The 24,394-nt window shown below is 63.8% G+C and carries 23 protein-coding genes; 8 read left to right on the top strand and 15 right to left on the bottom strand.

Going from position 1 to position 24,394, the window contains the following annotated elements; all coding sequences use genetic code 11:
• Positions 1-48: 48 nt before the first annotated feature.
• The 3 genes from MESOP_RS26070 to MESOP_RS26060 all read left to right on the top strand — a co-directional run bounded on the left by MESOP_RS26070 (position 49) and on the right by MESOP_RS26060 (position 2,905).
• A complete protein-coding gene (locus MESOP_RS26070; protein ID WP_013896332.1) occupies positions 49-396 on the top strand; it encodes an ArsR/SmtB family transcription factor in 348 nt (115 codons plus the stop codon).
• A 25-nt stretch (positions 397-421) separates the two neighbouring features.
• Complete coding sequence (locus MESOP_RS26065; RefSeq protein ID WP_013896331.1) at positions 422-2,305, top strand: ABCB family ABC transporter ATP-binding protein/permease; 1,884 nt, start codon at positions 422-424, stop codon at positions 2,303-2,305.
• Between the two features lie 252 nt (positions 2,306-2,557).
• On the top strand, positions 2,558-2,905 hold the full coding sequence (locus tag MESOP_RS26060; protein ID WP_013896330.1) for an antibiotic biosynthesis monooxygenase family protein: 348 nt from the start codon (positions 2,558-2,560) through the stop codon (positions 2,903-2,905).
• On the opposite strand, the gene MESOP_RS26055 is transcribed toward MESOP_RS26060, so the two are convergent.
• Positions 2,902-3,768 carry an SMP-30/gluconolactonase/LRE family protein gene (locus tag MESOP_RS26055; RefSeq protein WP_013896329.1) on the bottom strand — a complete coding sequence of 289 codons (867 nt, stop codon included), beginning with the start codon at positions 3,766-3,768 and terminating at the stop codon, positions 2,902-2,904. The genes MESOP_RS26060 and MESOP_RS26055 overlap by 4 nt on opposite strands.
• A gap of 178 nt (positions 3,769-3,946) precedes the next feature.
• Here MESOP_RS26055 and MESOP_RS26050 point away from each other — a divergent pair, with 178 nt between their 5' ends.
• The 3 genes from MESOP_RS26050 to MESOP_RS26040 all read left to right on the top strand — a co-directional run bounded on the left by MESOP_RS26050 (position 3,947) and on the right by MESOP_RS26040 (position 7,020).
• Positions 3,947-5,212, top strand: a complete 1,266-nt coding sequence (locus tag MESOP_RS26050; RefSeq protein ID WP_013896328.1) for a DMP19 family protein — start codon at positions 3,947-3,949, stop codon at positions 5,210-5,212.
• Positions 5,213-5,499: 287 nt separating this feature from the next.
• Positions 5,500-6,198, top strand: coding sequence for a phosphatidylserine decarboxylase (locus MESOP_RS26045; protein WP_013896327.1), 699 nt, complete (start codon positions 5,500-5,502; stop codon positions 6,196-6,198).
• Positions 6,199-6,201: 3 nt separating this feature from the next.
• Positions 6,202-7,020 carry a CDP-alcohol phosphatidyltransferase family protein gene (locus MESOP_RS26040; RefSeq protein WP_013896326.1) on the top strand — a complete coding sequence of 273 codons (819 nt, stop codon included), beginning with the start codon at positions 6,202-6,204 and terminating at the stop codon, positions 7,018-7,020.
• Here MESOP_RS26040 and MESOP_RS26035 read toward each other — a convergent pair.
• From MESOP_RS26035 to MESOP_RS26020, 4 genes are all read right to left on the bottom strand, one after another.
• A complete protein-coding gene (locus MESOP_RS26035; protein WP_013896325.1) occupies positions 7,017-7,610 on the bottom strand; it encodes a TetR/AcrR family transcriptional regulator in 594 nt (197 codons plus the stop codon). The two genes, MESOP_RS26040 and MESOP_RS26035, sit on opposite strands and share 4 nt — an antisense overlap.
• A gap of 109 nt (positions 7,611-7,719) precedes the next feature.
• Positions 7,720-8,517: an SDR family oxidoreductase gene (locus tag MESOP_RS26030; protein WP_013896324.1), complete on the bottom strand. Its 798-nt coding sequence runs from the start codon at positions 8,515-8,517 to the stop codon at positions 7,720-7,722.
• A 176-nt stretch (positions 8,518-8,693) separates the two neighbouring features.
• Entirely contained in the window at positions 8,694-10,916 is a 2,223-nt protein-coding gene (locus MESOP_RS26025) for an AMP-binding protein (RefSeq protein WP_013896323.1), read from the bottom strand.
• A gap of 138 nt (positions 10,917-11,054) precedes the next feature.
• Positions 11,055-11,462 carry a tautomerase family protein gene (locus tag MESOP_RS26020; protein ID WP_013896322.1) on the bottom strand — a complete coding sequence of 136 codons (408 nt, stop codon included), beginning with the start codon at positions 11,460-11,462 and terminating at the stop codon, positions 11,055-11,057.
• Between the two features lie 112 nt (positions 11,463-11,574).
• On the opposite strand from MESOP_RS26020, the gene MESOP_RS26015 reads away from it, so the two are divergent.
• A complete protein-coding gene (locus MESOP_RS26015; protein WP_013896321.1) occupies positions 11,575-12,438 on the top strand; it encodes a LysR substrate-binding domain-containing protein in 864 nt (287 codons plus the stop codon).
• 201 nt (positions 12,439-12,639) lie between these two features.
• On the opposite strand, the gene MESOP_RS26010 is transcribed toward MESOP_RS26015, so the two are convergent.
• The 3 genes from MESOP_RS26010 to MESOP_RS26000 form a co-directional block, all read right to left on the bottom strand.
• Complete coding sequence (locus MESOP_RS26010; protein ID WP_013896320.1) at positions 12,640-13,548, bottom strand: DMT family transporter; 909 nt, start codon at positions 13,546-13,548, stop codon at positions 12,640-12,642.
• A gap of 54 nt (positions 13,549-13,602) precedes the next feature.
• Positions 13,603-14,490 (bottom strand): DMT family transporter, encoded by an 888-nt coding sequence (locus MESOP_RS26005; protein WP_013896319.1) that lies wholly within the window; start codon positions 14,488-14,490, stop codon positions 13,603-13,605.
• Positions 14,491-14,640: 150 nt separating this feature from the next.
• Positions 14,641-16,152 carry a S10 family peptidase gene (locus MESOP_RS26000; RefSeq protein ID WP_013896318.1) on the bottom strand — a complete coding sequence of 504 codons (1,512 nt, stop codon included), beginning with the start codon at positions 16,150-16,152 and terminating at the stop codon, positions 14,641-14,643.
• A gap of 174 nt (positions 16,153-16,326) precedes the next feature.
• On the opposite strand from MESOP_RS26000, the gene MESOP_RS25995 reads away from it, so the two are divergent.
• On the top strand, positions 16,327-16,833 hold the full coding sequence (locus MESOP_RS25995; protein ID WP_013896317.1) for an OsmC family protein: 507 nt from the start codon (positions 16,327-16,329) through the stop codon (positions 16,831-16,833).
• A gap of 158 nt (positions 16,834-16,991) precedes the next feature.
• On the opposite strand, the gene MESOP_RS25990 is transcribed toward MESOP_RS25995, so the two are convergent.
• From MESOP_RS25990 to MESOP_RS25960, 7 genes are all read right to left on the bottom strand, one after another.
• On the bottom strand, positions 16,992-17,210 hold the full coding sequence (locus MESOP_RS25990) for a hypothetical protein (RefSeq protein WP_013896316.1): 219 nt from the start codon (positions 17,208-17,210) through the stop codon (positions 16,992-16,994).
• A 167-nt stretch (positions 17,211-17,377) separates the two neighbouring features.
• Positions 17,378-18,016 carry a hypothetical protein gene (locus tag MESOP_RS25985; protein WP_013896315.1) on the bottom strand — a complete coding sequence of 213 codons (639 nt, stop codon included), beginning with the start codon at positions 18,014-18,016 and terminating at the stop codon, positions 17,378-17,380.
• A gap of 124 nt (positions 18,017-18,140) precedes the next feature.
• A complete protein-coding gene (locus tag MESOP_RS25980) occupies positions 18,141-18,881 on the bottom strand; it encodes an SDR family NAD(P)-dependent oxidoreductase (RefSeq protein ID WP_013896314.1) in 741 nt (246 codons plus the stop codon).
• 61 nt (positions 18,882-18,942) lie between these two features.
• A complete protein-coding gene (purF, locus tag MESOP_RS25975; protein WP_023779649.1) occupies positions 18,943-20,412 on the bottom strand; it encodes an amidophosphoribosyltransferase in 1,470 nt (489 codons plus the stop codon).
• Positions 20,413-20,516: 104 nt separating this feature from the next.
• Complete coding sequence (locus MESOP_RS25970; RefSeq protein WP_013896312.1) at positions 20,517-21,179, bottom strand: CvpA family protein; 663 nt, start codon at positions 21,177-21,179, stop codon at positions 20,517-20,519.
• Between the two features lie 47 nt (positions 21,180-21,226).
• Positions 21,227-22,630, bottom strand: coding sequence for a DNA repair protein RadA (gene radA, locus MESOP_RS25965; protein ID WP_013896311.1), 1,404 nt, complete (start codon positions 22,628-22,630; stop codon positions 21,227-21,229).
• A 90-nt stretch (positions 22,631-22,720) separates the two neighbouring features.
• Positions 22,721-24,211, bottom strand: a complete 1,491-nt coding sequence (locus tag MESOP_RS25960) for a replicative DNA helicase (RefSeq protein WP_013896310.1) — start codon at positions 24,209-24,211, stop codon at positions 22,721-22,723.
• Positions 24,212-24,394 lie beyond the last annotated feature (183 nt).

Here is a 24,394-nt window from a genome sequence, read left to right as displayed (position 1 = left end):
GAAGAGTAGCTTGCGGCGGTGCCCTCCATCGTCTATCGCCGATGAACGATGACAGAATCCGCCTTTGAACCAGGCCGCGCCACCGTCGCTCTACCCAACTGCATCTCCGACAGTCGCGCTGTCGCGGCGCGATTTGCGGCGTTGTCGCATCCGGCGCGGATCGAAATCATAAAATACCTCTCGGCCAGCAATTCCTGCTGCTGCCGCGAGGTCGTCGATCGTTTCGACCTGGCGCAGTCGACCGTGTCCCAGCACCTGAAAATACTGGTGGAGGCTGGCCTGGTCCGGTTCGAGCCTGACCGCCAACGCTCGCGCTACGCGGTCGATCGCGCGGCGCTCGCCGAAATATCGGCGTCGCTGGGCGCACTCGTCGATTCCTGCTGCTCCGGCCGCTGACCCTCTCACCCAAAAGGCAAGAAAATTGGCCGAAAAAACTGTCTCCGCCGACACCTCGACCCTGACGACATTGCGCAATTTGTGGCCCTATATGTGGCCGGCCGACCGGGCTGACCTCAGGGCGAGGGTGACCTGGGCGACACTGCTGCTGGTCGTCGCCAAGGTGACGCTGGTCGCCGGCCCCTACTTCTTCAAATGGGCGACCGATGCGCTGGCTGGCGGCTTCAAAACGCCGCCGCCGCTGCCTTCCTTCCTGCTTGCCCCGGTGATGCTGGTCATCGCCTATAATGTGCTGAGGCTCGTTCAGCTCGGCTTCAACCAGCTGCGCGACGCGCTGTTTGCCCGCGTTGGACAACATGCGGTGCGCCAGCTTGCTTTCCGCACCTTCGTGCACATGCACCAGCTGTCGCTGCGCTTTCACCTGGAGCGCCGCACCGGCGGCTTGTCGCGCATCATCGAGCGCGGCACCAAGGGCATCGAGACGATCGTGCGCTTCATCATGCTGAATACGGCGCCGACCATTCTCGAATTCGCGCTGACCGCCGGCATATTCGGCTTCACCTATGGCTGGAAATATGTGGCCGTGGTGGCAGTCACCGTCTGTGTCTATGTCTGGTTCACGGTCAAGGCCAGCGACTGGCGCATCTCGATCCGCCGCGACATGAACGACAGCGACACCGACGCCAATACCAAGGCGATCGACTCGCTGCTGAATTTCGAAACGGTCAAATATTTCACCAATGAGGCCATGGAGGCCGAGCGCTTCGACCGCTCGATGGCGCGCTACGAGATCGCCGCCACCAAGACCTGGACCTCGCTCGGCTGGCTGAATTTCGGCCAGGGCGCCATCTTCGGTCTCGGCACGGTCGTCGTGATGTGCATGTCGGCGCTGGAGGTCCAGGCTCATACGCAAACGGTCGGCGATTTCGTCTTCATCAACGCCATGCTGGTGCAGCTCTCCGTGCCGCTCAACTTCATCGGTTTCATCTACCGCGAAATCCGCCAGGGCCTCACCGACATCGAGCACATGTTCGACCTCCTCGACGTGCCGCAGGAGATCGTTGACAAGCCCGATGCAAAGCCTCTGGTCGTCAGCGCCGGCAAGGTCGAGTTCCGCGACGTGCATTTCTCCTATGACCCGAACCGCAAGATCCTGAAGGGTGTCAGCTTCGACGTGCCGGCCGGCAAGACGATTGCCATCGTCGGGCCGTCGGGTGCGGGCAAGTCGACCATCTCGCGGCTCCTGTTCCGCTTCTATGACGTGCAGGGCGGCCAGGTGCTGATCGACGGCCAGGACATCAGGGATGTCACCCAGGAGAGCCTGCGGGCGGTGCTCGGCATGGTGCCGCAGGACACGGTGCTGTTCAACGACACCATCGCCTACAACATCCGCTACGGCCGCGTCGGCGCGAGCGAGGAGGAGGTGCGCAAGGCCGCCGAACTTGCCCAGATCGGGCCGTTCATCGAAAAACTGCCCGATGGCTACAAGTCGATGGTCGGCGAGCGCGGGCTGAAGCTCTCCGGTGGCGAGAAGCAGCGCGTCGCGATCGCCCGCACCATCCTCAAGGCGCCGCCGATCCTGATGCTCGACGAAGCGACCTCGGCGCTGGACAGCCACACCGAGCAGGAGATCCAGGCCGCGCTCGACCTGGTCAGCAAGGGCCGCACCACGATCGTCATCGCCCACCGCCTGTCGACGGTGATTTCGGCCGACGAGATCATCGTGCTCAAGGATGGCCAGATCGCCGAGCGCGGCACCCACATCGAGCTGATGCGCCAGCATGGCCTTTATGCCTCGATGTGGGATCGCCAACGCGAAGCGACCGAGGCCGAGGAACGCCTGCGTCGCGCCCGCGAGAGCGACGAATTTGGTGTTATCGTTCGCCGGCGGACGTCGGAGGTGTCGTAGGTTTTTCCTTCCCCCTTGTGGGGGAAGGTGGCCTCGCGAAGCGAGGTCGGATGAGGGGTGTTCCAGGGAACACCAACGCCTCACTCCGTCGCGCACCCCTCATCCGTCTCGGCGCTGCGCGCCGATCCACCTTCTCCCGCAAGGGGAGTAGGAAAAGATTTCAAAAACACCGCTTGACCTCAACTTAAGTTGAGATTGTACGCCGTTCCCCAGAGCCCGCAAACACCATGATCCAGGAACGGAACAATCGAGATGAAAGACATAAATCAGACTGTTAACGGTGGCAGCGTGTTCAGGGTGGACAAGTTCGTCGTGCCGGCCGCCGCCCGCGACGAGATTCTCACCAAGGTCAGGACCACGCACGAATTGCTGCGCCGGCAGCAGGGTTTCGTGCAGGATTTCCTGCTCGAGCAATTTTCGGGGCCGGGCGAGTTCAACCTGGTGACGATCGTCGAATGGGAAAGCCAGGCGGCTGTCGACAAGGTCGTGCCGATCGTCAAGGCCGCGCAAGAGCGCATCGCTTTTAATCCGCAGGAGACCATCGCCCGGCTTGGGGTGCGAGCCGACATCGCCAACTATCAGCGAATTCCGGGGCTCTAGCCGGGCCAGCCGGCGCCAGGTGCCGGCGCCTCGACGCTGAGTACCTGGCCGGTCCGGGCCTCGCTGACCATGTGCTCGAAGCCGCGCCATTCCGCGGCGACGATGAACAGGGTTCGCCTGGCCGCGCCGCCCAGCATGCAAGCAAAGCAACCGCGATCGATGGTGACGGTCTGCAAGACCTCACCGCCTTCGCGCACCCGCACGCAATGCTTGTTGGGAACATCCGCGTACCAGACCGCCCCTTCGGCATCGAGGCAGATGCCGTCGGGGTAACCGTCGAGTTCGGCCCAGACGCGTCGGTTGGATAAGGTACCGTCGGCGGCGATGTCGAAAGCGGTCAGCCGGCTTGCGTGGGATTCGGCAATGATCAGCGTCTTGTTGTCCAGGGTCACCACCATGCCGTTGGCAAAGGCGATATTCTCCGCCACTTGCCGGACCGAACCTTGCGGCGTGACCAGCACGATCGTGCCCGGGCCGAAATGTTCGCCGGGAGCCGGCGCCGGTCCGCCGCCATTGACATAGATATTGCCGAGCCCATCGACGACGATTTCGTTCCACGGACTTTTCGAGAGGCCGCGCAGATCGGCATGGGTGACGAGCCTGCCATCGGCTTCCTGCCGCAGCAGCAAGCCTTCCCGGCCCGAGACGACGAGCAGACGACCATCCGGCAGCCAATCGATGGAGTAGGGCAGGACGGCCGGCACCGTGAACATGATCTCGCGGTTGCCTTCGGCATCGACGGCGATGATCTCGCCGGTGCCCCAGTTGCAAAGCCACAGCCGTCCGTCATGCCAGCGCGGCGACTCGCCGAAAGCGAGGCCGGCAGTGATGAGATGCGCTTGGGGGGCAGGTGACTGCTGCATGTAAGGGACTCCTTGCCGGTTATCCTACCAAGGACGGTCGAGCCGATGGGGTGCCGACACCGCAGTCAGGAATTTCGGCACAAATCTTCCTATGCAAGTGCGGCAGATCAATCTTGAGCCCTTTTATCTTTCTGACCTGGTGATATTGTTCGCTATTAGAGTTTAGGGAAGTATTTGGATGTTCGGTTTTTTTTCGCGAAGACCAAAGAAGAATTCCGAGAAGCCGTCGGGAATCCCACTTCCTGCCGTAGGACAGGCATCGAAAGCCGGGCTGTTGGTAATCGTGCCTCGTTCAACCGTGGACAAAGCCGTTGAGAAGCCTTTTCAACTCGTCCTGGCAGTCGAAAAATTCATTCACGCTATGGTTTTTAAAGGGCTCTACCGCCATTTTGAAATCGACCCAAAGGCGATGCACGTCTCCCATGCCGATCAATATTCCGCCGAGGTGAATAACGGCGGTCATAGTCAATTCATCCACAATGCCGACCGTGAGTTCGATGTGATGGTCGCCAACGCTCGTGCCGGCCTCATTGCTATTGGCGCGAAGGGGCAATTGGCGACTCTGGAAGAGATGTCCGTCTGGGTCTCCGAACACCCTGACGAAGCCTCGGAAGAGACCGGCTTCGAGGGCGGGCGCGACGATTTTCTCGACACGCTTGATGATGCTTTCTACGGCGCCGATGAGGCTTCTCCGATAATCGATCTATTGGCGCTCTGGATCGCATCATGGCCCGATCTGCAGATTGTCGACGACGATGATTGCGATGAAGCTATCCTCCAGTTGGCAATGGCCAATCCTCTGCGCGAATCCCGGCTTCTCCATCGATCGGTCAGCGAACTGGTCGGTCAGATGTTTCGCACGCGCGATGTCGGAGTCGGCCTCGCGTGCGCCAATGCGCTACCGCCCGAGGTCAAACTATCGCTTGGCGTGGCGAGGATGTTGGATGTCGAGGGCGAGACCCAATTAGCTTTTCAACTGCGCACCAACGCAGAGGAGCTTCGCCTTTGCGTCTCCACCGACACCCATGCGGCTGTCTATGGATATATCGCTCCGGAAGTTCGGCCAATTGCGCAACCGGGTGAAAATATACTCGCTGCTGGTGCGCCTCGCGTCGGTCGCAAGCTCGGTCAAGCCGATGCGCAAACGATAGCAAAGGTAATCGAACTGGCCGAGGAATATCATGCGCCAGTAGCCGTCGATCTTTTGCTGCGGAAGGCTGGATTCGATCCAACTGACGCAGTCGTGTCGGCGAATTCTGTCGTGCAGAACGAAGGAGGGCCGGTGGTGAATTGGGTGGTGATGGCAGGTGGTCACGCGTTTCTCTTCCAGTCGTACCCAGACCGTGGCGTGATGTTACGCGGTGGCAATGAGCAAAGTCTGGTGGAAGCTTATCGAAATGAGCTTGAGGAACACTTCGACCTGAGCGCCGCAGCTGGCGAATAAACTGTTCGAGTTAGATCGGGCTGGAACGTCATCCTAGCCCCTGCGATCACTGCATTTCGCTCGGGAAGAAGTTTGCATGGAGATGGACGTTGGTGCCACGTGGGCCGGAATTCTGACGGCAATGGCATGGGCATGCAAGCCGGTCGCGGCTCACGAAAGACAGAGTGTCCGGCCATCCGGATACAGCGGGCCCTTGCCCGTTCGCCCGCGCCGCCGATTGTTGCGTTGCGGCGAGGGGGGCTTTCGGCTATTGAGGCCGGACCTGAAACGGAGCCCGTTTACACCCGATGAGCCTTGTCGATACGGTCAAGAACGCGTTCGTACCGATCCATCGCGAAGGCTATCCCTTTATCGCGGCCTTTGGCGCGGCGACGCTTTTCCTTGGCTATTTCTCCTCGATCCTGTTCTGGATCGGCCTGATCCTGACCGCCTGGTGCGTCTATTTCTTCCGCGACCCCGAGCGCGTCACCCCGATTGACGACCGCCTTGTGGTGAGCCCCGCCGACGGCATCGTCTCGGCGGTCGGGCCGGCCGTGCCGCCACGCGAGCTTGGCCTCGGCAATGTCGAGATGACCCGCATCTCGGTGTTCATGAATGTCTTTTCCTGCCATGTGAACCGCGCCCCGGTACGCGGCCGTATCGTCAAGATCGAACATCGGCCTGGAAAATTCCTCAACGCCGAGCTCGACAAGGCCAGCACCGAGAACGAGCGCAACGGCCTGGTCATCGAAAGCCCCAACGGCACGATCGCCGCCGTCCAGATCGCAGGTCTGGTGGCGCGCCGCATCGTCTGTTGGGCTGAGGCGGGCGGCTCGATCGGCATCGGCGAGCGTTTCGGCCTGATCCGCTTCGGCTCGCGCGTCGACGTCTTCCTGCCCTTGACCGCGACGCCGCGCGTTGCCGTCGGCCAGACCGCGGTCGGCGGTGAAACCGTGCTGGCCGAATTCGGTGGCGTCGCCGGTACGCCTCTCGTGCGGATTTCCTGAGCCGTGGGCACGCAATATAAGAAGTTCGAGGCCCATGCGAGCGGCGGTCCGCGCATCCGCGAGATCCCGATGCGCATGGTGCTGCCCAACCTCGTCACCGTGCTTGCCATCTGCGCCGGCCTGTCCGGCATCCGCTTCGGCTTCGAAGGCCGCTTCGAACCGGCGGTGGTGATGGTGTTGCTGGCAGCCTTCCTCGACGGCATTGACGGCCGCCTGGCGCGGATGCTGAAGGCGACCTCCAAATTCGGCGCGCAGATGGATTCGCTGGCCGATATCGTCAATTTCGGCGTCGCCCCGGCCTTGGTGCTCTATGCCTTCCTGCTCGACCGCGCCGGCTCGCCGGGCTGGATCGCGGCATTGCTGTTCGCCATCGCCTGCGGGCTCAGGCTCGCCCGCTTCAACGTGCTCGACGACGAGAAGGCCGACCGCCCGATATGGCAGTCCGAATATTTCGTCGGCGTGCCGGCGCCGGCTGGTGCCGTGCTGGTGATGCTGCCGCTCTATCTCTATTTCCTGCGGCTCGGGCTGGAGCCAAGCCGCCCGGCTGCCTTCATCGCCACCGGCTTCACCGTGCTGGTTGCCTTCCTCCTGGTCAGCCGGCTGCCGGTCTATTCCGGCAAGAGCATCAAGATCCCCGGCGACAGGGTGCTGCCGGTCATCCTGGCGGTCGTGCTCTACGTTCTCTTGCTGATGACCTATCCCTGGTACACGCTGACCGCGTCGGTCGCCGGCTACCTGATCTTCCTGCCGTTTTCCGTGAGCGCCTATTCCAAGCGCGCCAAGCTGGAAGGCGAGAAGGTGCCGCCCTCGGACATAGGCTAAGGTCTCAAGCCCCTGAGCAACAGATCACTCCAGGCCGACGCAAAGCGTTCGTCGCTGACGTCGATCGCACGCTCGCCCCAGATCGCTTCGAAGACCCGGAACATGGCGACGCTGCCGACGATCACGGCGGCGACGGCCTCGCTGTCATGCGGGCGCAGTTCGCCCTGGCGCTGACGCTCCCGCAGCCATTCGGCGACGGCAAGGTAAGTGCTTTGCATGATCTCGCCACGCGCCGCGGCTTTCAGTTCGGGAAAATGCTCCAGATCCCGCCACAGGATCCTGAGCACGTCACGATTGGCGCCGAGTTTTTCAAGCATGCTTTCCACTAGCCGCCGCGAACCCTCGTCGACGGAAAGTGTCGTCCCGCCAAGTTCGGCCCGGCCTTCCCGTGCGGTGCCGACAAACTGTTCGATCGCGGTGGCAAGCAGATCCTCTTTTGAGGAAAAATGCTTGTAGAGCGCGCCGGAGCCGCGCGACAGGCCCGCCGCCTCCTGAATCTCGGGAACGCTCGTCCGGTCGTAGCCGCGCTCGGCGAACAGGCGGATAGCCTCGCGCAGGATACGCTGGCGTCCGGTCGATGGCGGCTTCATGGCTGCTCCTGGCTCCGTGGGCACGATGACGGGGATTGGCGATCGGACATCAACATCCGACGGACAATCTGAAATGACCCGCGCCGCTGCGTGCAGCGCCGCTGACCGGTCACTGGCGCCCGCCTTGTTCGCAAAGCCACGCCTTCCAGTTTCTTTCGCCAAGCCGTTCGGCGGTTTCGACCAAACCCATTTTGAGGCTCATCTTGCGGCCGATCGGCAACGGCAGGACGAGACGCCTCAGCCCAAGCGCGTCGCGGTATTGCCGCGCGAAATCCGAGAAAGGCATCGTATCCGGACCGCCGATTGCCGGGCGTACGCCGCATTTGCCGTCGGTGACGGCCTCGGCCAGATATTTGGCCACGTCGCGTGTATCCACCGGATTCGACGGCGAGGTCGGCAGCGGCCAGACCGGCAGCCATTTCAGCCCACCGAGCATTTGCGCCAGAAGGTAATAGAACGGCGTGGCCGCGATGACCGACCATGGGACCGACGACTTCCGCACCAGCCGTTCGCCCGCCAGTTTCACGCGGGAATAGGGCAGGGTGCTGAATTCGAGGCCGACGATGGACACGAAGATGAAGTGCGAGACGCCGCTGCGCTCCGCGGCGGCGAGCAGGTGGCGCGTGCCGTCGACATCGACGCTGGAAGGGCTCGAAAAGAAATCGACCAGCCTCATGCCGCGCCTGGCGATCGGCGAGAGCGTCGCGGCGTGGATGACCGTATCGACGCCGCGCAGCGCTTCATCGATGCCATCTCCGGTCGCGAGATCGCCTGGGGCCCATTCCACGAAACTGTGCTGCCCGGCTTTCCGGGCAAGCAGCCTGACAGCGTGGCCAGCCCCGGTCAGCGCCGGCACGAGGTCGCGGCCGAGATGCCCAGTTCCGCCGGTGACAAGGATTTTTGACATTCGAGATCTCTTCGCTGTGCCAAACAGTGCCCGAAGCGGGTGCCATGGAATGCGAGACCACCGAAGCTTCGAACTTGAAGGAAGTGAATACTCACTCACCGGCAATTTGTCTAGGGAGATCACGCGCGGCATGGGCGCACAGATTGGCCCGGCCTGGATAGGGGATACGGGTAGGGTCAGGCCGCGACGCCGAGCCCCAGCCTGTCGATCGCCAGCTTGCGGGTCGAGACGTAGTCCGTCTTGCCCGACCCCAGCACGGGGATTTCCTCGACCTTGACGATGTCGTTCGGCACCATCAATTCGGCCGCACCCGCCTGCTTGCCGAACTTGCGCAATTCGTCGGGATTGGCATCGCCGGCGGTGGTGACCAGAACGATGCGCTCGCCGCGCCGCTTGTCCGGCACCGCTACCGCCGCGTGGCGTTCTTCCGGCCACAGCGACTGCACCAGCATCTCGACCGCGCCCAGCGACACCATCTCGCCGGCGATCTTGGCGAAACGTTTGGCGCGGCCGCGAATGCTGATGAAGCCTTCGCGGTCGACGGCGACGATATCGCCGGTGTCGTGCCAGCCGGTCAGCGGTTGCAACTCGCCGGGCCGGTCCGCGGTCATGTAGCCCATCATCAGGTTTGGCCCATCGAGCCACAACTGACCGGCGTCGGTGATGCCTTCGATCGGCTCCAGCTTCATGCGCATCGCCGGCAGCAGCCTGCCGACCGTGCCGTCGCGGCCGTGGATCGCGGTGTTGACGGCAACCACGGGCGCGGCTTCGGTCAGCCCGAAACCTTCGATGATCTCGGCCTGGAAGCGCTGGCGATAGACGCGACGGGTTTCCGGCTTGACCGCCTCGGCGCCGGCAACGACGAAGCGCAGGCTGGAAAAATCGCCGTCCTTGGCGGTGCGCGCATAGTTGGCGAGGAACGTGTCGGTACCGAACATGACCGTTGGCTTCACCTTGCGCGCGACCTCGGGGATGATCTTGTAGTGCAGCGGCGAGGGGTAGAGGAACAGTTTTACCCCGGTGACCAGCGGCAATATGGTGCCGCCCGTCAGGCCGAAGGAATGGAACACCGGCAGCACGTTGAGCAGGATGTCGGCCGGCGAGATGGTGATGCGCGCCTCGGCCTGCATGGCGTTGGCATGAAGGTTCCTCTGTGACAGAACAACCGCCTTCGGCGTGCCTTCGGAACCCGAAGTGAACAGGATCACGCCCGGCTTGGCCGCTTCCTGCCGCTGCAGAGGCCAGCGCCACAGCAGGGCGGCGGCGAGCTTGTCCAGCGCGGTGACGCTGGTCCGCAGATCTTCCAGCCACAGCAGCCTGGCGCCGCCCTTTTCGACGGCCACGACAATGTCGGCTAGGTCTGCTTTTTCGACAAAGGCGCGTGATGAGATGACGGTGCGGATCACCGCCGTGCGCACCGCCGCGGTGACGCTCGCCGGTCCGGCCGTATAATTGATCATCGCTGCTACGCGGCTGGCCGACAGAAGCCCGACGAAGGACAGCACGACGCCATTGGCGTTGGGCAGCATCACGCCTACCGCCTCGCCCGGCGCGGTGATCGCCTCGAAGCGCCTGCCCAGCACTCGCGCGCCGATGAACATCTTGCGGTAGCTCAGCGCGCCCGAGATGACATCCTCGATGATGGGATGCGAGGCGCCGACCCGATCCGAAGCATCGCGCATGGCCAAGAACAGTCCGCGATCGAGGTTGCTGCCGAAAAGCCGAGCCTCGGCGACACGGTCGAACAGGGCATTGGTGTTCGAGGCCTGGTCGGGGTTGCGCGCCACCAGTTCGGCGATGGTCATCGGCTCCAGGACGCTGATCGACAGCTGCGGAAACCAATGCCGTGGCGCGTTGTCCGCCGGCGTCAGCGACACCGGCAGGCTGCGCGCGCCGGCGACGAAGATCGGCACGATGCGGGCGTCGGCCTGCATGGCGATGCGGGTGACGGCGCGAAACAGCCGAAACGTCTTGACGTCGGGCTCGACCGCATCCGGCAGATAGACGGCGAGCCGCCCCTTGCCCTTCAGCACGCGCACCAGCCGGCGGCTGACGAAGACATGTTCGGCGTTGAAGGCGATGGTGCGGCCAAGCTCGCGCCAGGGTTCGAGCCAGGGCGAGCGCGCCGAGACCTCGTCGAGGATATGCAGCGTGTCGTCAGGCAGCAGCGACAGCATCAGCGCCGGTTCGAAGCGCGACTGGTGCGAGATGACGTAGATGACCGGTACCTGCGCTTTGCGCGCGATCCTGATGCGGTTGTCGCTGACCCGATAGGCGAGCTTGAACGGCACATAGAGCAGCGCCTGGGCGAAGCGCAGGCCGAGGCGGAATTTCTCCACCACGCCGATCAGCAGCCAGGCCACGACAAGACCCGCAAGCAGCGCCAGTGTCAGGATCATGCCGCGTCTCTCCCAACGACTTTATCATCGCGGCTCTTTTGCGGCCGCGTCGGGCAGAGCGTAGACGATGTGGGAGCAAGGTCAATGCGGATGAGGACGGTCTTCCTTCTCCCACAGGGGAAGAAGGAAAGGCGCCCCTCAAGCCGCCTTCAACCGTCCGCTGATGAATCGGAACTCCTGCGTCTTGCCGCCATAGCCATAGGCGGCCGCCGGCACCTCATGCACGAAGCCATAGCTTTCTTCATGTATGCCGCCCAGCAGGCCGCCGAAGGCATCGAAGATTGCCTTGAGATAGGCTTCCAGCTCGACCTTGGTATTGGTGCCGTCGACCACCTTGATGTCGAGCCAGAACGTGCTGGTTCCATGCTCGGCCAGCGACTTGCCGCCGGCGAACCAATGCTTCGGATCGATATAGGACACGGCAACGGCGGTGATCGTCGGATCCTTGCGCAATCGCGTGGCTGTGATTTCGGTCACCTCCCCGGCAATCCTGGCTGACAGGGCGGCGTCGGGCTTGCCGGTGACGCTGACATTGATGATAGGCATTTTTCTTCTCCTGGTTTGAGCGGCGTCCGATCGCCGTTGACAACACCATGCCACTATTGTCGGATCAAAAAAATCGAATTGTTTTTGATTGAAGATTCGATAAAATCGAATTATGGAAACGCTCGATCCCGATCTGCTCAGAACCTTCCTCGCTTTCGCCGACGGCGGCTCGCTGGCGCAGGCGGCTTCCAGCGTCGGCCGCTCGCCTTCGGCGGTGACCGCACAGATGCAGCGGCTGGAGGAGATCGTCGGGGAGCCGCTTCTGACGCCGCAGGGGCGGGGACGTGGCCTGACGCTGGCCGGAGAGGATCTCGTCGGCCACGCCAGGCGCATCCTTGCCGTGCATCGTGAGGCGTGGCTGGCGTTGAAGGGCGCGCGCGCCGCCGGGCGCGTCGCCATAGGCACCACGCAGGACTTCGCCGACAGCGGCCTGCCGGAGCTGCTGCGCGCCTTCGCTACCAGCCATCCGCGCGTCAGGATCGAGTTGCGGGTCGGCCGCTCCGCCGAACTGGCGCAGGCGCTGCAGGCCGGCAGCCTCGATCTGGCGATCGTCATGCGACAGTCAGCGTTGGCGGACGAGGTCGGCGTGCTGCGCGAGCCTATGATATGGCTATGCTCGCAAAAAGGACTGGCCTCGCGCCAGGAGGAACTGCCGCTGGCGCTGCTCGATCCCTATTGCGGCTTCCGCGAGGCCGCACTTGCGGCGCTCGATGCAGCTGGCCGGCGCTATCGCATCGCCGCCGGCAGTGCCAGCCTTGCCGGCCTGCGCACCGCGGTGAATGCCGGCGTCGCGCTGACGTTGCGAACCGCGCGCTTTGCCCATTCCGGCATTGTCGAGGCACCGCGCGAGCTTGGCCTGCCGCAGGTTCCGATGGCTGAGTTCGCGATCCGGCTGCGCGCCGGCGCCGATGGCCCAGCGAACGATCTGGCGGCACTGCTCCGCGGCAACCTGGCGCTGTCTGGAGCCTTTGGCTGAACACGGACGTGTTGGCCTTGGCGTTGCCTAAACGCAAAGAGAAAGCAGACCTTGCGGTCGGGCCCATTTTGCAAAAGAAAAAGCCGACCTTGCGGTCGGCTTGGAGTAAGACGGGCCGAGGGGTTTGGGGGGACTTGGGGGGTGGCCCGTCGCACCAATAATGCCTGAACCCGATGATGGTTCCATGACTTCGAAAATTTTTTAAGAAATATTTGACGCTGTCCGTTGCCCGCGGGCCGCCAGCCAGTCGCGGCCGGCATGGGCAAACACCGCGCAGAGTACGATGGCGCCGCCGACCAGGCTGGCTGCCGGCGCGATTTCGCCCAGGAACAGGAAGGCAAACAGGATCGCGAACGGCACTTCGGCCGAGCCGAGCAGCCCGGATTCGGCCGCCGGGATGAGCCGTGCGCCTTCCGTCCACAGGATCGACGACAGCGCGAAGGAAGCGCCGAAGGTGACGAGCAGGACGGCATCCCTTGGCGAGACCGCCAGCGGATCGGTGACGAACCAGCCGAGCACGAACAACAGGAAGGCCGATACCGCGCCGGCCCAGACCACCGGTGTGTCGCGGAAGGCACGCACCATGATCATGTAGAGGCCGCTGCCGATGGTCATCAGCAGCGCCAGTCCGTCGCCGAACAGGTTGCCGGTGCCGAAGCTGGACCAGACCATGATCGCCACGCCGCAGAGCGACACGGCAGCGGCGAGCATCGTCTGCATGCGGAAGGGTTCACGCGTCAGAACCCAGGCCAGCAGCGCGGTGGCGAAAGGTGCGGTGGCGTAGATGACGGTGACATTGGCGACGAAAGTGAATTTGAACGCCGAGATGAAGGCGATGCTGGCCAGCGCGCCTTCCACCGCCAGCAGCCAGCCGCGCCAGCCCAATCGCAGGCTCTCGCGCCCGCCGGAGCGGTGTCGCCGCCACAGCACATAGAGGCTGATCAGGATCGAACCGACAAAGCCGCGCCAGCAGATGATGGTCAGCGGATCTGCATGGATCGATTTTGTCAGCACGCCAGTCAGCGCAAAGACCGCCGCCGAGCATGACACGAGAACGATGCCAAGCGTGCGCTCGGCGACAGTGTCGGTGGTGGCTGTCACATCAGTCATGCCGCCAGCCTACGCCGCTCCCTCCTGACATCGTAGCGTCAGCAGTGATGCCCATCACAGCCGCTTGCGAAAATGCTCGCCGCCGACGATCAGCAGCCCGGCGGCGACGATGAGGGCGGCACCCAGGAAGACTTCACGGCGCGGCACGTCGCCCCAGATCGCGAAGCCGAGCGCGAACGCCCACAACAGCGAGGTGTATTCGAGCGGCGCGAGGATCGAGGCCGGCGTGCGCTTCATGCCCTCGAAGAGGAGGTATTGCGCCAGGCCGCCGAGCGCCCCGACGCTGGCGAGAAGCAGCAGCTGGGGCAGGTCCGGCGTGTGCCACCACAACAGCGCCGGCACCGCCGAAAACAGCAGGAAATAGAAATTGTTGAGGAGAAGCTGGATCATCGAGCGTTCGGCAAGCGCGGTCTTGCGCAGCAGCACGATGGCAATGCCCCACAGGAAGGCGGCTGTCAGCACCAGCAGCACCGGCACGGACAGGCCGAGATGGGTAGGATCACAGGCGATAAAGACGCCGGCGAAGCCGATCAGGACCGCCAGCCAGCGCAGCATCGGCACCTTTTCGCCGAGCAGGAACACCGAAAGCACGGTGACGATGATCGGGGCCGCGTAATATACGGTGGTCAGTTCGGCGAGCTGCAGGCTGCGCGCGGCGTTGTAGTAACAGAGCCAGGCGGCAAGCGTGAAGGCGCTGCGCACCAGCATCGGCCGCACGATCGGCGAGCGCACCGTGTCGGCAAACAGCGCTCGTCCGCCGATTGCCGCGCAGGCACCGAGAATGGTGATGCTGCGGAAGAACATGATTTGCCAGACGGTCATGCCGGTGACCAAGAGCTTGATCGAGGCATCCTGCGTCGAAAACAGGAGATAGGCAGCACCGGTCAAAAGGATCCCGGCGAGAACCCTTTCACGAGTTTCGAGAATGGCGACATCGGCCATAAGGTGCGGGACCAGTGTTGCAGGAAGCGATGCGAGCGGCCTGGAAGGTCAGGCCCCGCTCCAAGCTATACGGGCGAAAGTCGGCGCAGCGCTACGCCAGCCCTGAGCTTGCGTTGGGGCAGGGGTCGATCGCGCGCGTTGCCGCGAAGCCTACTGCGTTGCCTGGTAGAGTTCCGAGGCGGCCTCTTTCAGAGCGCGTCGACCGTCGGGGCTGAAATACATCATATGCCCACCCTCGACAACATCGAGATGGATGGGCTTGGTATTGGCAAGCGACGGGACTTGATTCACCAGGTAGCGCGAGGCGAGATAAGGCGTAACCAGATCGGTGTAGCCGTTGACGATCACGACGCCGAGTGCAGGGTTCAGCGAGCGTGCTCGCTGCAGGTCGTCCATCACCCCGGCATAGCCTTGCCGTGAGGCGCTCGTCCCGTAATCCCAACTATGGCTGATTTCGTCATTGAGCAGGCGATAGCTGACATCGGTGCGGAAATTCAGTTCGTTGCGGGCGTAGCCGACGAAAGCCGAGGTCAAAGCCGGCACGCTGCGGTCGAGCACTGGATCCGGACCGACGACGCGTGCGCTTTCGGGCGCGATGTCGGCGGTGCTGATCATGGCGTCGTATGGGCTGAGCACCTTGCCGCTGGCGCGGGCGAACTCTCTTGCGAACAGGTCGGTCGGGATGCGGGCGGAGTTGCGCCGCACGAGGTCGAGCGGCAGGCCGGTGATGTCGGCCACGCGCTGGCTCGCCAGTCGCCCGCCTTGCTCCAGCCCGCTGGTGAGCGCCGTCAGGTAATCGCCCAGCGCATAGTGTTCGACTTCGGCCAGCTTTTCCCGCAGTGCATCGCCGCTGACGCCTTCGGTGCGCAGGCGCACGGCCGCCAGCGAAGGCAGTTCGAGCGCCCAATGCAACGGCTGGAATTCGTCGGGCCGCACCAGTGTGAACTCCAGCGCCGGCGAGATCAGCACGATGCCGTTCGGACTGATGCCGATATCCTCTTGCAATGTCCTGGCCAGAAGCGCCGCACGGAAGCCGCCATAGCTTTCCCCGGCGAGGAACAGCGGCGAACCGGTGCGGCCGTTCTGCGCGAGATAGAGCCGGATGAAGGCGCCTATCGAGCTGGCATCCTGTTTGACTCCCCAGAAGTCGTGCGTGTCCTGGCCCGGTGCCTCGCGGCTGTATCCAGTTCCGACCGGATCGACGAAGACAAGGTCGGTCATGTCGAGCCAGCTGTCCTGATTGTCGATGAGCCTTTGCGGCGGGGGCAGGAATTCGCCACCGGTTCCCGTGGCGATCACGCGCGGACCAAGCGCGCCGATATGCAGGAAGGCGGACGCTGCTCCAGGGCCGCCATTGAACACGAAGGTGATCGGCCGCTGCGGGTCCTTGGCCGCGTTTGCCGGTGGCTCCAGCGTATAGGCGACATAGAATATCTCCGCTGTGACGTCGCCCTTGCCGGAAAGCAGCGGCAAGGTGCCGGCCCTTGCCTGATAGTCCAGCTTGCGCCCGGCGAGGGTGATGGAATGCTTGGTGGTCTGCGGCGACGGCAGCAGGGACAGCACGCCGCCCGAGGGCGCCGGACGCTCCGCCGTATCAGCCAGGACAGGCTGCGTGAAGGCGGCAAGCATCAGCAGGGCGATCAGTTTCAGCTTGAGCGACATGATGTCTCCGCGAGAACGACTCCCGCATAGGTATGGCCGCGGCGATCGAAGTCAAAGGGCATGATGGGTGGCTCGGTTTTGCCAATTCGAGATTTTTGCCGCGGGTTGTGACAAGTCCCCGATTTCGGACCATTATTCACGGCACGAAACAAGCAGTCGGGAAAGGGCAACAAAATGGACGCCACGGAACTGAAGGCCATGCAGGCCCCGCTGAAGCAGGCCTATCGCGACGACGCTTCGCAGGCGCTGATCACGTTGAAGGCAAGAGGGTCGATCGACGACCAGTCGGTGGCCTGCAAGGTGGAGACGGGGAGGGCCCTTGCGATTGCCGGATTGCACCCGGCAACCGGCGGCTCAGGCCTGGACCTCTGCTCCGGCGACATGCTGCTCGAGGCGTTGGTGGCCTGCGCCGGCGTGACGTTGAAGGCCGTCGCGACGGCGCTTGAGTTCAAGCTTGGGGCTGCCGCGGTTGAGGCCGAAGGCGACCTTGATTTTCGCGGCACGCTCGGTGTCGCCAAGGATGCGCCGGTCGGCTTCCGTGCCATCCGGCTCAATTTCGCTCTCGACACCGACGAGCCGCAGGAGCGTATCGATTCGCTGCTGAAACTGACCGAGCGCTATTGCGTGGTGTTTCAGACCATCAATCAGAAACCTGAGCTGACGGTGAGCGCACGGCGCTGATGATCTCCCGCTTGAGGGGGAAATGTCGCCGAAGGCGACATAGGGGGATCGGAACATCCTGACGCGACGCCCCTTTGCCGGCAGAGGAGGTCAGCGCTCCACGCGCGGCGACCCCCTCTGGCCTGCCGGCCATCTCCCCCTCAAGGGGATTACGCTCATCACTGCGCGGACGGCTCTTCGGCATCGCCCTCGTCGGTGAAGGGCGAGGCGCTTGGCACGCATTGCACCGACCAGCCCTGCGGTGTCGGCTGCTTCTGGTATTCGGTGATGGCGGCGGTGCACTGCTCGCGCTTGTCGAAGGTGCTGGGCAGCACGACCATGCCGCCCTGCGGGCCGGCGATTACAAGATACCAGACCAACGCTGCGGTTGTAGCCATGGGGATTTCCTTATTCTGCCCAGCGGGGCGCTTGTTGCGGGAATCTCTACGATCCTAACAACTCCGTGGAAATGACGAAAGCATGACCACGGAGCAGCCTTTACGCTGGAGATCACAGCCGCGTGATGACAAGGCCGGCTCTGCTCCGGTTCTCGGGGACTACCGCTTCAGTCGGTTGCAAAACAGTAGAATAGGCCGTCGCCGCCAGTGCCCTTCAGCGCCTCCTGACCGCAGCCGCCGCGCGAGGCATGCGAGGAATTCCAGGACTTTGCCGCAGCCGAATCGTCGAGCCCGGCGCGGTCGTGGTGGCCCATCATGGCAGCCCCTTCGGCGCCGCTCACCGTCCAGTCGCCACAGGTCTGGTCGGCGATCTTGGTGCCGTCGGGCTTGGAGCCGGTCAGCATGTCGTGACGGTTCGGCGTGTCGCCACGGCCATTGACGGTCTCACCCTTCTCGGTGAGCGCGGTCTGCTTGGTGATGCCGTTGGCGTCGCTGTGCAGCGAGGCGACATCGTCGGCGATCTTCTCGCCCTTGGCGTTGAACCAGGGACCCTTGCCGATGCGGTCGCGCGCGTCCTCGGTGCTGGTCGAGAGATAGGCGTGCCAGGTCTTGCCGGCGACACCGGCCGCTTGCGCCAGCGAAGCGCAATGTGCGTCGGCGCCCTTCAGGCCGCCGAGATCGCCGCCCTTGCCGGAGCCGGCGCTGGTGACGAAGAAACTCATCTTGGCATCTTGCGACAGGGCTGTGCCGGCAGTCGCGGCGAGGGCGGCCGCGGTGGCGGCAACGATAAGAAGAAGTCTGCGCATATCGGTCCTCCGGTTTTCGAATATCCTACGTTCGAAGAACGTAGCCGGAGGCCTTTTTAATCCCTGACACAGGCCACCTGAATGCGGGCAGCGGTTCTGGGAGCCGTCGAACGAGGGTGTAAATTTATTCCGGTTGCCTGTAGGCGACGAAGCGGTTGTGCTTTGCCTGGAAGATTAGCCCGGTCTCTTTCAGGTCCGGGCTTGCCAGCGGCACGATGCGCTTGGCGATCTCCGAGGGATGCGGCAGCGTTGCCGGATCCTCGCCGGGCACGGCCTGCGCGCGCATGGCGGTGCGGGTGGCGCCGGGGTCGGCGGCGTTGACGCGCAGCGGCAGGCTTTGCGTCTCATGCGCCCAGGAACGCATCATGGTCTCCACCGCTGCCTTCGACGCTGCGTAGGGCGCCCAGAAGGCGCGTGCCGAATGCGCGGCGTTGGAGGAAAGCAAAATCGCGCGGCCGGCATCCGAAAGCCGCAGCAACGGGTCGACCGAGCGGATCAGCCGCCAGGTCGAGGTGACATTGATGGTCATCACCTTCTCGAAGGTCTTGGCCTCGACATGGCCGATCGGCGAGATGACACCGAGCACGCCGGCATTGGCGACCAGAATGTCGAGCTTGCCCCAGCGCTCGTGAATGGCGCCGCCCAACCGGTCGATGCCGGCCATGTCGGCGAGGTCGAGCGGCACCAGCGTCGCCTGGCCGCCGGCCGCCTTGATCTGGTCGTCGAGTTCTTCAAGCCCGCCGACGGTGCGCGCGACGGCAATCACATGCGCGCCGGCGGCGGCCAATTCCTTGGCGATGAAATAGCCAATGCCGCGCGAGGCGCCGGTGACGACCGCGACGCGGCCGGTAAGGTCGAGGGTCATGCGAGAATTTCCGTGAGGTAGGTGCGAGACGCCCCCGAAGGCAAATGACGGCCTGGCAATCTTATGCCCCGCTGTTCGCCAGCAGCGACAGCGTGCGTACGTTGTCGTGGCCTTCGAAGTCGAGCAGGCGGGTCGGATATTGGCCGGTGAAGCAGGCGTCGCAGAATTGCGGCTGGTCGTTGTCGCGGCTGGCCTCGCCGACGGCGCGGTAGAGCCCATCGATCGAGAGGAAGCCGAGCGAATCGACGCGGATGAATTCGGCCATCTCCTCCACCGACATGCGCGATGCCAGGAGCTTCGACTTCTCCGGCGTGTCGACACCGTAGAAGCAGGAGGCGCTGGTCGGCGGCGAGGCGATGCGCATGTGCACTTCCTTGGCGCCGGCATCGCGCACCATCTGCACGATCTTCTGGCTGGTGGTGCCGCGCACGATGCTGTCGTCGACCAGCACCACGCGCTTGCCCTCGATCATGCGGCGGTTGGCGTTGTGCTTCAGCTTGACGCCCATGTGGCGGATCGAATCGCCGGGCTGGATGAAGGTGCGGCCGACATAGTGGTTGCGGATGATACCGAGCTCGAAGGGGATGCCGGCCGCCTGGCTGAAGCCGATCGCCGCCGGCGTGCCCGAATCCGGCACCGGCACGACGATGTCGGCGTCGACCGGATTTTCCTGCGCCAGTTCGGCGCCGATGCGCTTGCGCACCTCATAGACGTTGCGGCCTTCGACCGAGGAATCCGGCCGAGCGAAATAGACATATTCGAAGATGCAGAAGCGGGTCTTCTGCGGCTCGAACGGGAACAGGCTTTCGATGCCCTTGGAGGTGACGACGACCATCTCGCCCGGCTTCAGGTCGCGCACGAAACGCGCGCCGATAATGTCGAGCGCGCAGGTCTCGGAGGCCAGGATCCAGGCACCGTCGAGATCGCCGAGCACCAATGGCCTGATGCCGAGCGGGTCGCGGCAGCCGATCATCTTCTTGGCGGTCATCGCCACCAGCGAAAAGGCGCCCTCGACCTGCCGCACCGCATCGATGAAGCGCGAGTTGAGGTCGCGCTCCTTGCTGGTCGCAACCAGATGCAGGAGCGTTTCGGTGTCGGAGGTGGAGGAGAAGATCGCGCCCTGTTTCTGCAGCGCGCGCTGCACCGTCATGGCGTTGGTCAAATTGCCGTTGTGGGCGACCGCGAAACCGCCATCGGCGAGTTCGGCAAAGAAGGGCTGAATGTTGCGCATGCCGGCGCCGCCGGTTGTGGCGTAGCGCGTATGGCCGATGGCGCGGTTGCCTTGCAGGCTGTCGATGACGCGCTGTTTGGTGAAAGTGTCGCCGATCAGGCCCACATGGCGTTCGACATGGAACTGGGTGCCGTCGTAGGAAACGATGCCGGCCGCTTCCTGGCCGCGGTGCTGCAGCGCATGCAGGCCGAGCGTGACAATGGCCGCTGCGTCCTGCCGGCCGAAAATGCCGAACACACCGCACTCGTCATGGAAATGGTCGTCGGCCTCGGCGGAAAGCACGTCGTCTGCGTCTGCCATCTTAAGCTCCGCTAAAATCGCCATATAGAGCGGGTTCGCGTCGAAAGCAACGCGCGCCGTGCAGTCGTTCACACCATCGTCGGTCCTGACGCCTCTTTCGGGCGTCAGTTTGCAGGCGCTGCCGGTGCCGGCTTGGCCGTGTTGTCGGCAGGAGCGGCGTCGTTGTCGTCGGGCGCTGGCGCATTGGCGTCGTCGCCGCCGGCAGGCGCGTCCGCCGCAGGTGCATCCGGTGCTGCCGGCGTCTCGGCGGCCGGCTGATTCGGATTCAGCTTCTTGAGGATGGCGTTTTCCGGATCCTCCGGCAGCAGGCTCTCGAGCTTGGCGCCGATCTGCTCCAGCAGCGGCCGCGACTTGGCTTCCGTCACCCAGGCCGGTGCCTTGGCGCCGGCCAGCCAGTTGAAGAACAGCAAGGCGACAGCGACGACCAGTATGCCGCGCGCAGCGCCGTACAGGAAACCGAGCGTGCGGTCGAGCGCGCCGATCCGGGAATCGATGATCCAGTCGGCGAGCTTCATGGTGATGACCGAAACGACGATCAGCGCGATGACGAAGACGACGCCGGCGGAGGCCGCCATGGCGATCTTCTCATTGTCGATGTAGGGCTTCAGATAGGGCAGGACCGGCTTGTAGAAGAAGAAAGCCGCCGCGGCCGCCGCCGCCCACGATACGACCGAAAGGACCTCGCGCGAAAAGCCGCGAACCATGGCGAGCATCGCCGAGACCAGGGTGAAGCCGACGAGAATTCCGTCAAGCAGCGTAATCGGCATGTCTTTCGCCCCACTCCGATCTCTTTTTCACGGCTCGACGAGCCGCGTTATTCTTCGTCGTCCACACGGCTTCGGCGTGAGCCGGCTATGCGTGCCACGAGGTCGGCAAGCTCGGTGGGCTGGAAAGCGCCGGCCCCGATCCCCCCTGCAAGTTCCTCGCTGCCCAAGGGCAGAACCGCGCTACCAAAACCCAGCTTTTCGGCTTCCTTGAGGCGCTGCTGCGCATGCGCAACCGGCCTCACTGCGCCCGAAAGGCTGATTTCGCCGAAATAGACGCAATCCGCGGGAAGGGCAAGACCGGTGAGTGAGGAAACCAGTGCGGCGGCGACCGCGAGATCGGCGGCTGGCTCGCTGATGCGGTAGCCGCCGGCGACGTTGAGATAGACGTCATGGGTGCCGAAGCGCACGCCGCAATGGGCTTCCAGCACTGCCAGGATCATCGACAGCCGCGCGCCATCCCAGCCGACCACCGCCCGGCGCGGCGTGCCGAGCGAGGAGGGCGCGACAAGCGCCTGGATCTCGACCAGGACCGGCCTGGTGCCTTCCATGCCGGCGAAAACGGCAGCCCCCGGGGATTTCGCATGCCGTTCGCCCAAGAACAGCTCCGACGGGTTGGCGACCTCGCGCAAGCCCTTGTCCGACATTTCGAAGACGCCGATCTCGTCGGTCGGTCCAAAGCGGTTCTTCACCGTGCGCAGGATGCGGTAGTGGTGGCCGCCTTCGCCCTCGAAATAGAGCACGCCATCGACCATATGCTCGACGACGCGCGGGCCGGCGATCTGGCCTTCCTTGGTGACATGGCCGACAAGGACGATCGCCGCACCCGTCGATTTCGCATAGCGGATCATCGCCTGGGCGGAAGCGCGCACCTGGGTAACGGTGCCAGGCGCGGAATCGGCAAGATCGGTCCATAGTGTCTGGATCGAATCGAGAATGACCAGATCCGGCCGCTTGCCGTCGGCGATCGTGGCGAGAATGTCCTCGACATTGGTTTCGGCGGCCAACTCCACCGCGGTGTCGGCAACACCCAACCGCTGCGCTCGCAGCCTGATCTGGGCGACGGCCTCCTCGCCCGAGACATAGACGATGCGGTGGCCCCGGGACGCAAGTGCCGCGGCAGCCTGGGTAAGAAGCGTCGATTTGCCGATGCCGGGATCGCCGCCGACCAGCAGCGCCGAGCCGCGCACGAAACCGCCGCCGGTGGCGCGATCGAGTTCGCCGATGCCCGACACGATGCGCGGCGCATCCTCGATGTCGCCGGAAAGTGTGGTCAGCACCACCGCACGGCCCTTGCGGGCATTGCGCGTGTTGGCCGGGCCGGAGCCGATGCCGCCGGAGGTGCCTTCCTCGACCAGCGTGTTCCACTCCCCGCAGGCGTCGCATTTGCCGGCCCAGCGCTGATGCACCGAGCCGCAATTCTGGCAGATGAACTGGACGCGGGATTTAGCCATGGAGTCGCGCCGGGTCGGTAGAAAGTGCAAACCATAGACAGGCCGGCAGGACAGAGGGGGGCGGGACGGAACGAGGCCTGTCTCAAGAGGTCACTCGAACCTCTCCGCGATATGATGTTCCTCAGCCAGATCGGAGAAGCGGGTGAACTCACCGTGGAACGCAAGGGTGACAGAGCCTGTCGGGCCGTGGCGCTGCTTGGCCACGATCACCTCGGCCTTGCCGCGCATCTCGTTCATCTCGTTTTCCCACTTGACGTATTCCTCCGTGCCGAGCTTCGGCTCGCGGTTCTTGAGGTAATACTCCTCGCGATAGACGAAAATCACGACGTCGGCGTCCTGCTCGATCGAACCGGATTCACGCAAGTCGGAAAGTTGCGGGCGCTTGTCGTCACGGCTTTCGACCTGGCGCGAGAGCTGCGAAAGCGCGATGATCGGCACGGCCAGTTCCTTGGCCAGTGCCTTCAGGCCGGTGGTGATCTCGGTGATTTCCTGCACGCGGTTCTGCGAAGACTTGGCGCTCGAACCCTGCATCAGCTGGATATAGTCGATGACGATCAGGTCGAGGCCGCGCTGGCGTTTCAGCCGCCGGGCACGGGCCGAGAGCTGGGCGATCGAGATACCGCCGGTCTGGTCGATGAACAGCGGGATCTTCTGCATGGTCTGCGAACAGGCGACCAGCTTCTCGAAGTCCATTTCGGTGATTTCACCGCGGCGGATCTTCGAGGAGGAGATTTCCGTCTGTTCGGAAATGATGCGGGTGGCGAGCTGTTCGGACGACATTTCGAGCGAGAAGAAGCCGACGACGCCGCCATTGGCCGCCTTGAACGAGCCATCGGCCTGCTGAGCCGGCTCATACATCTCGGCGATGTTGAAGGCGATGTTGGTCGCGAGCGACGTCTTGCCCATGCCTGGACGGCCGGCGATGATGATCAGATCGGACGCCTGCAGGCCGCCCATGCGGCGGTCGAGATCGCGCATGCCGGTGGCAAGGCCCGACAGATGGCCGTCGCGCATATAGGCGGCGTTGGCCATGTCGACCGCGGTCTTGACCGCGTCGGTGAAGCTCTCGAAGCCGCCATCGTAGCGTCCGGTTTCGGCCAGTTCGAAAAGGCGGCGCTCGGCATCCTCGATCTGCTCGGATGGCGACATGTCGACCGGCGCGTCATAGGCGATGTTGACCATGTCCTCGCCGACGGTGATCAACGCCCGGCGCGTGGCCAGATCGTAGATGGCGCGGCCATAGTCCGTGGCGTTGACGACGGTGACGGCCTCGACCGCCAGCCGCACGACATATTGCGCCACCGTCATGTCGCCGACCTTCTCGTCGGCCGGCAGGAAGGTCTTCAAGGTGATCGGCGTCGCCACCTTGCCCATGCGGATGAGCTCGGCCGCGACATCGAAGATCTTGCGGTGCAGGGGTTCGTAGAAATGGCCGGACTTCAGGAAGTCGGAGACACGATAGAAGGCATCGTTGTTGACGAGGATCGCACCAAGCAGCGCCTGCTCGGCCTCGATGTTGTTGGGCGATTCGCGATAGAGCGGTTGCTCCGCCACGCCGAATTTTCGTGCTGCCTCTGCCATGATATCCCCGATGTCGATCCCGGCTTCTCGATATCAGAACGAGACGAATCGATGCTGACCTTTCTGCATCATCGCATGACCAACCAGCCTTGATGCCCGTTGTTCACAGGCTCGGCGAACCGTCCACAGGAGAGTGCTTCCAAGCCCCGATTCCGATTGACTCGGAAAGGCGCAAGTCCCTAC

It is taken from the genome of Mesorhizobium opportunistum WSM2075 (assembly GCF_000176035.2).
GTDB classification, from domain to species: domain Bacteria; phylum Pseudomonadota; class Alphaproteobacteria; order Rhizobiales; family Rhizobiaceae; genus Mesorhizobium; species Mesorhizobium opportunistum.
The sequence above is the reverse complement of the archived record's forward strand: the minus strand, read 5'-3'. Positions and strand labels throughout refer to the sequence as shown.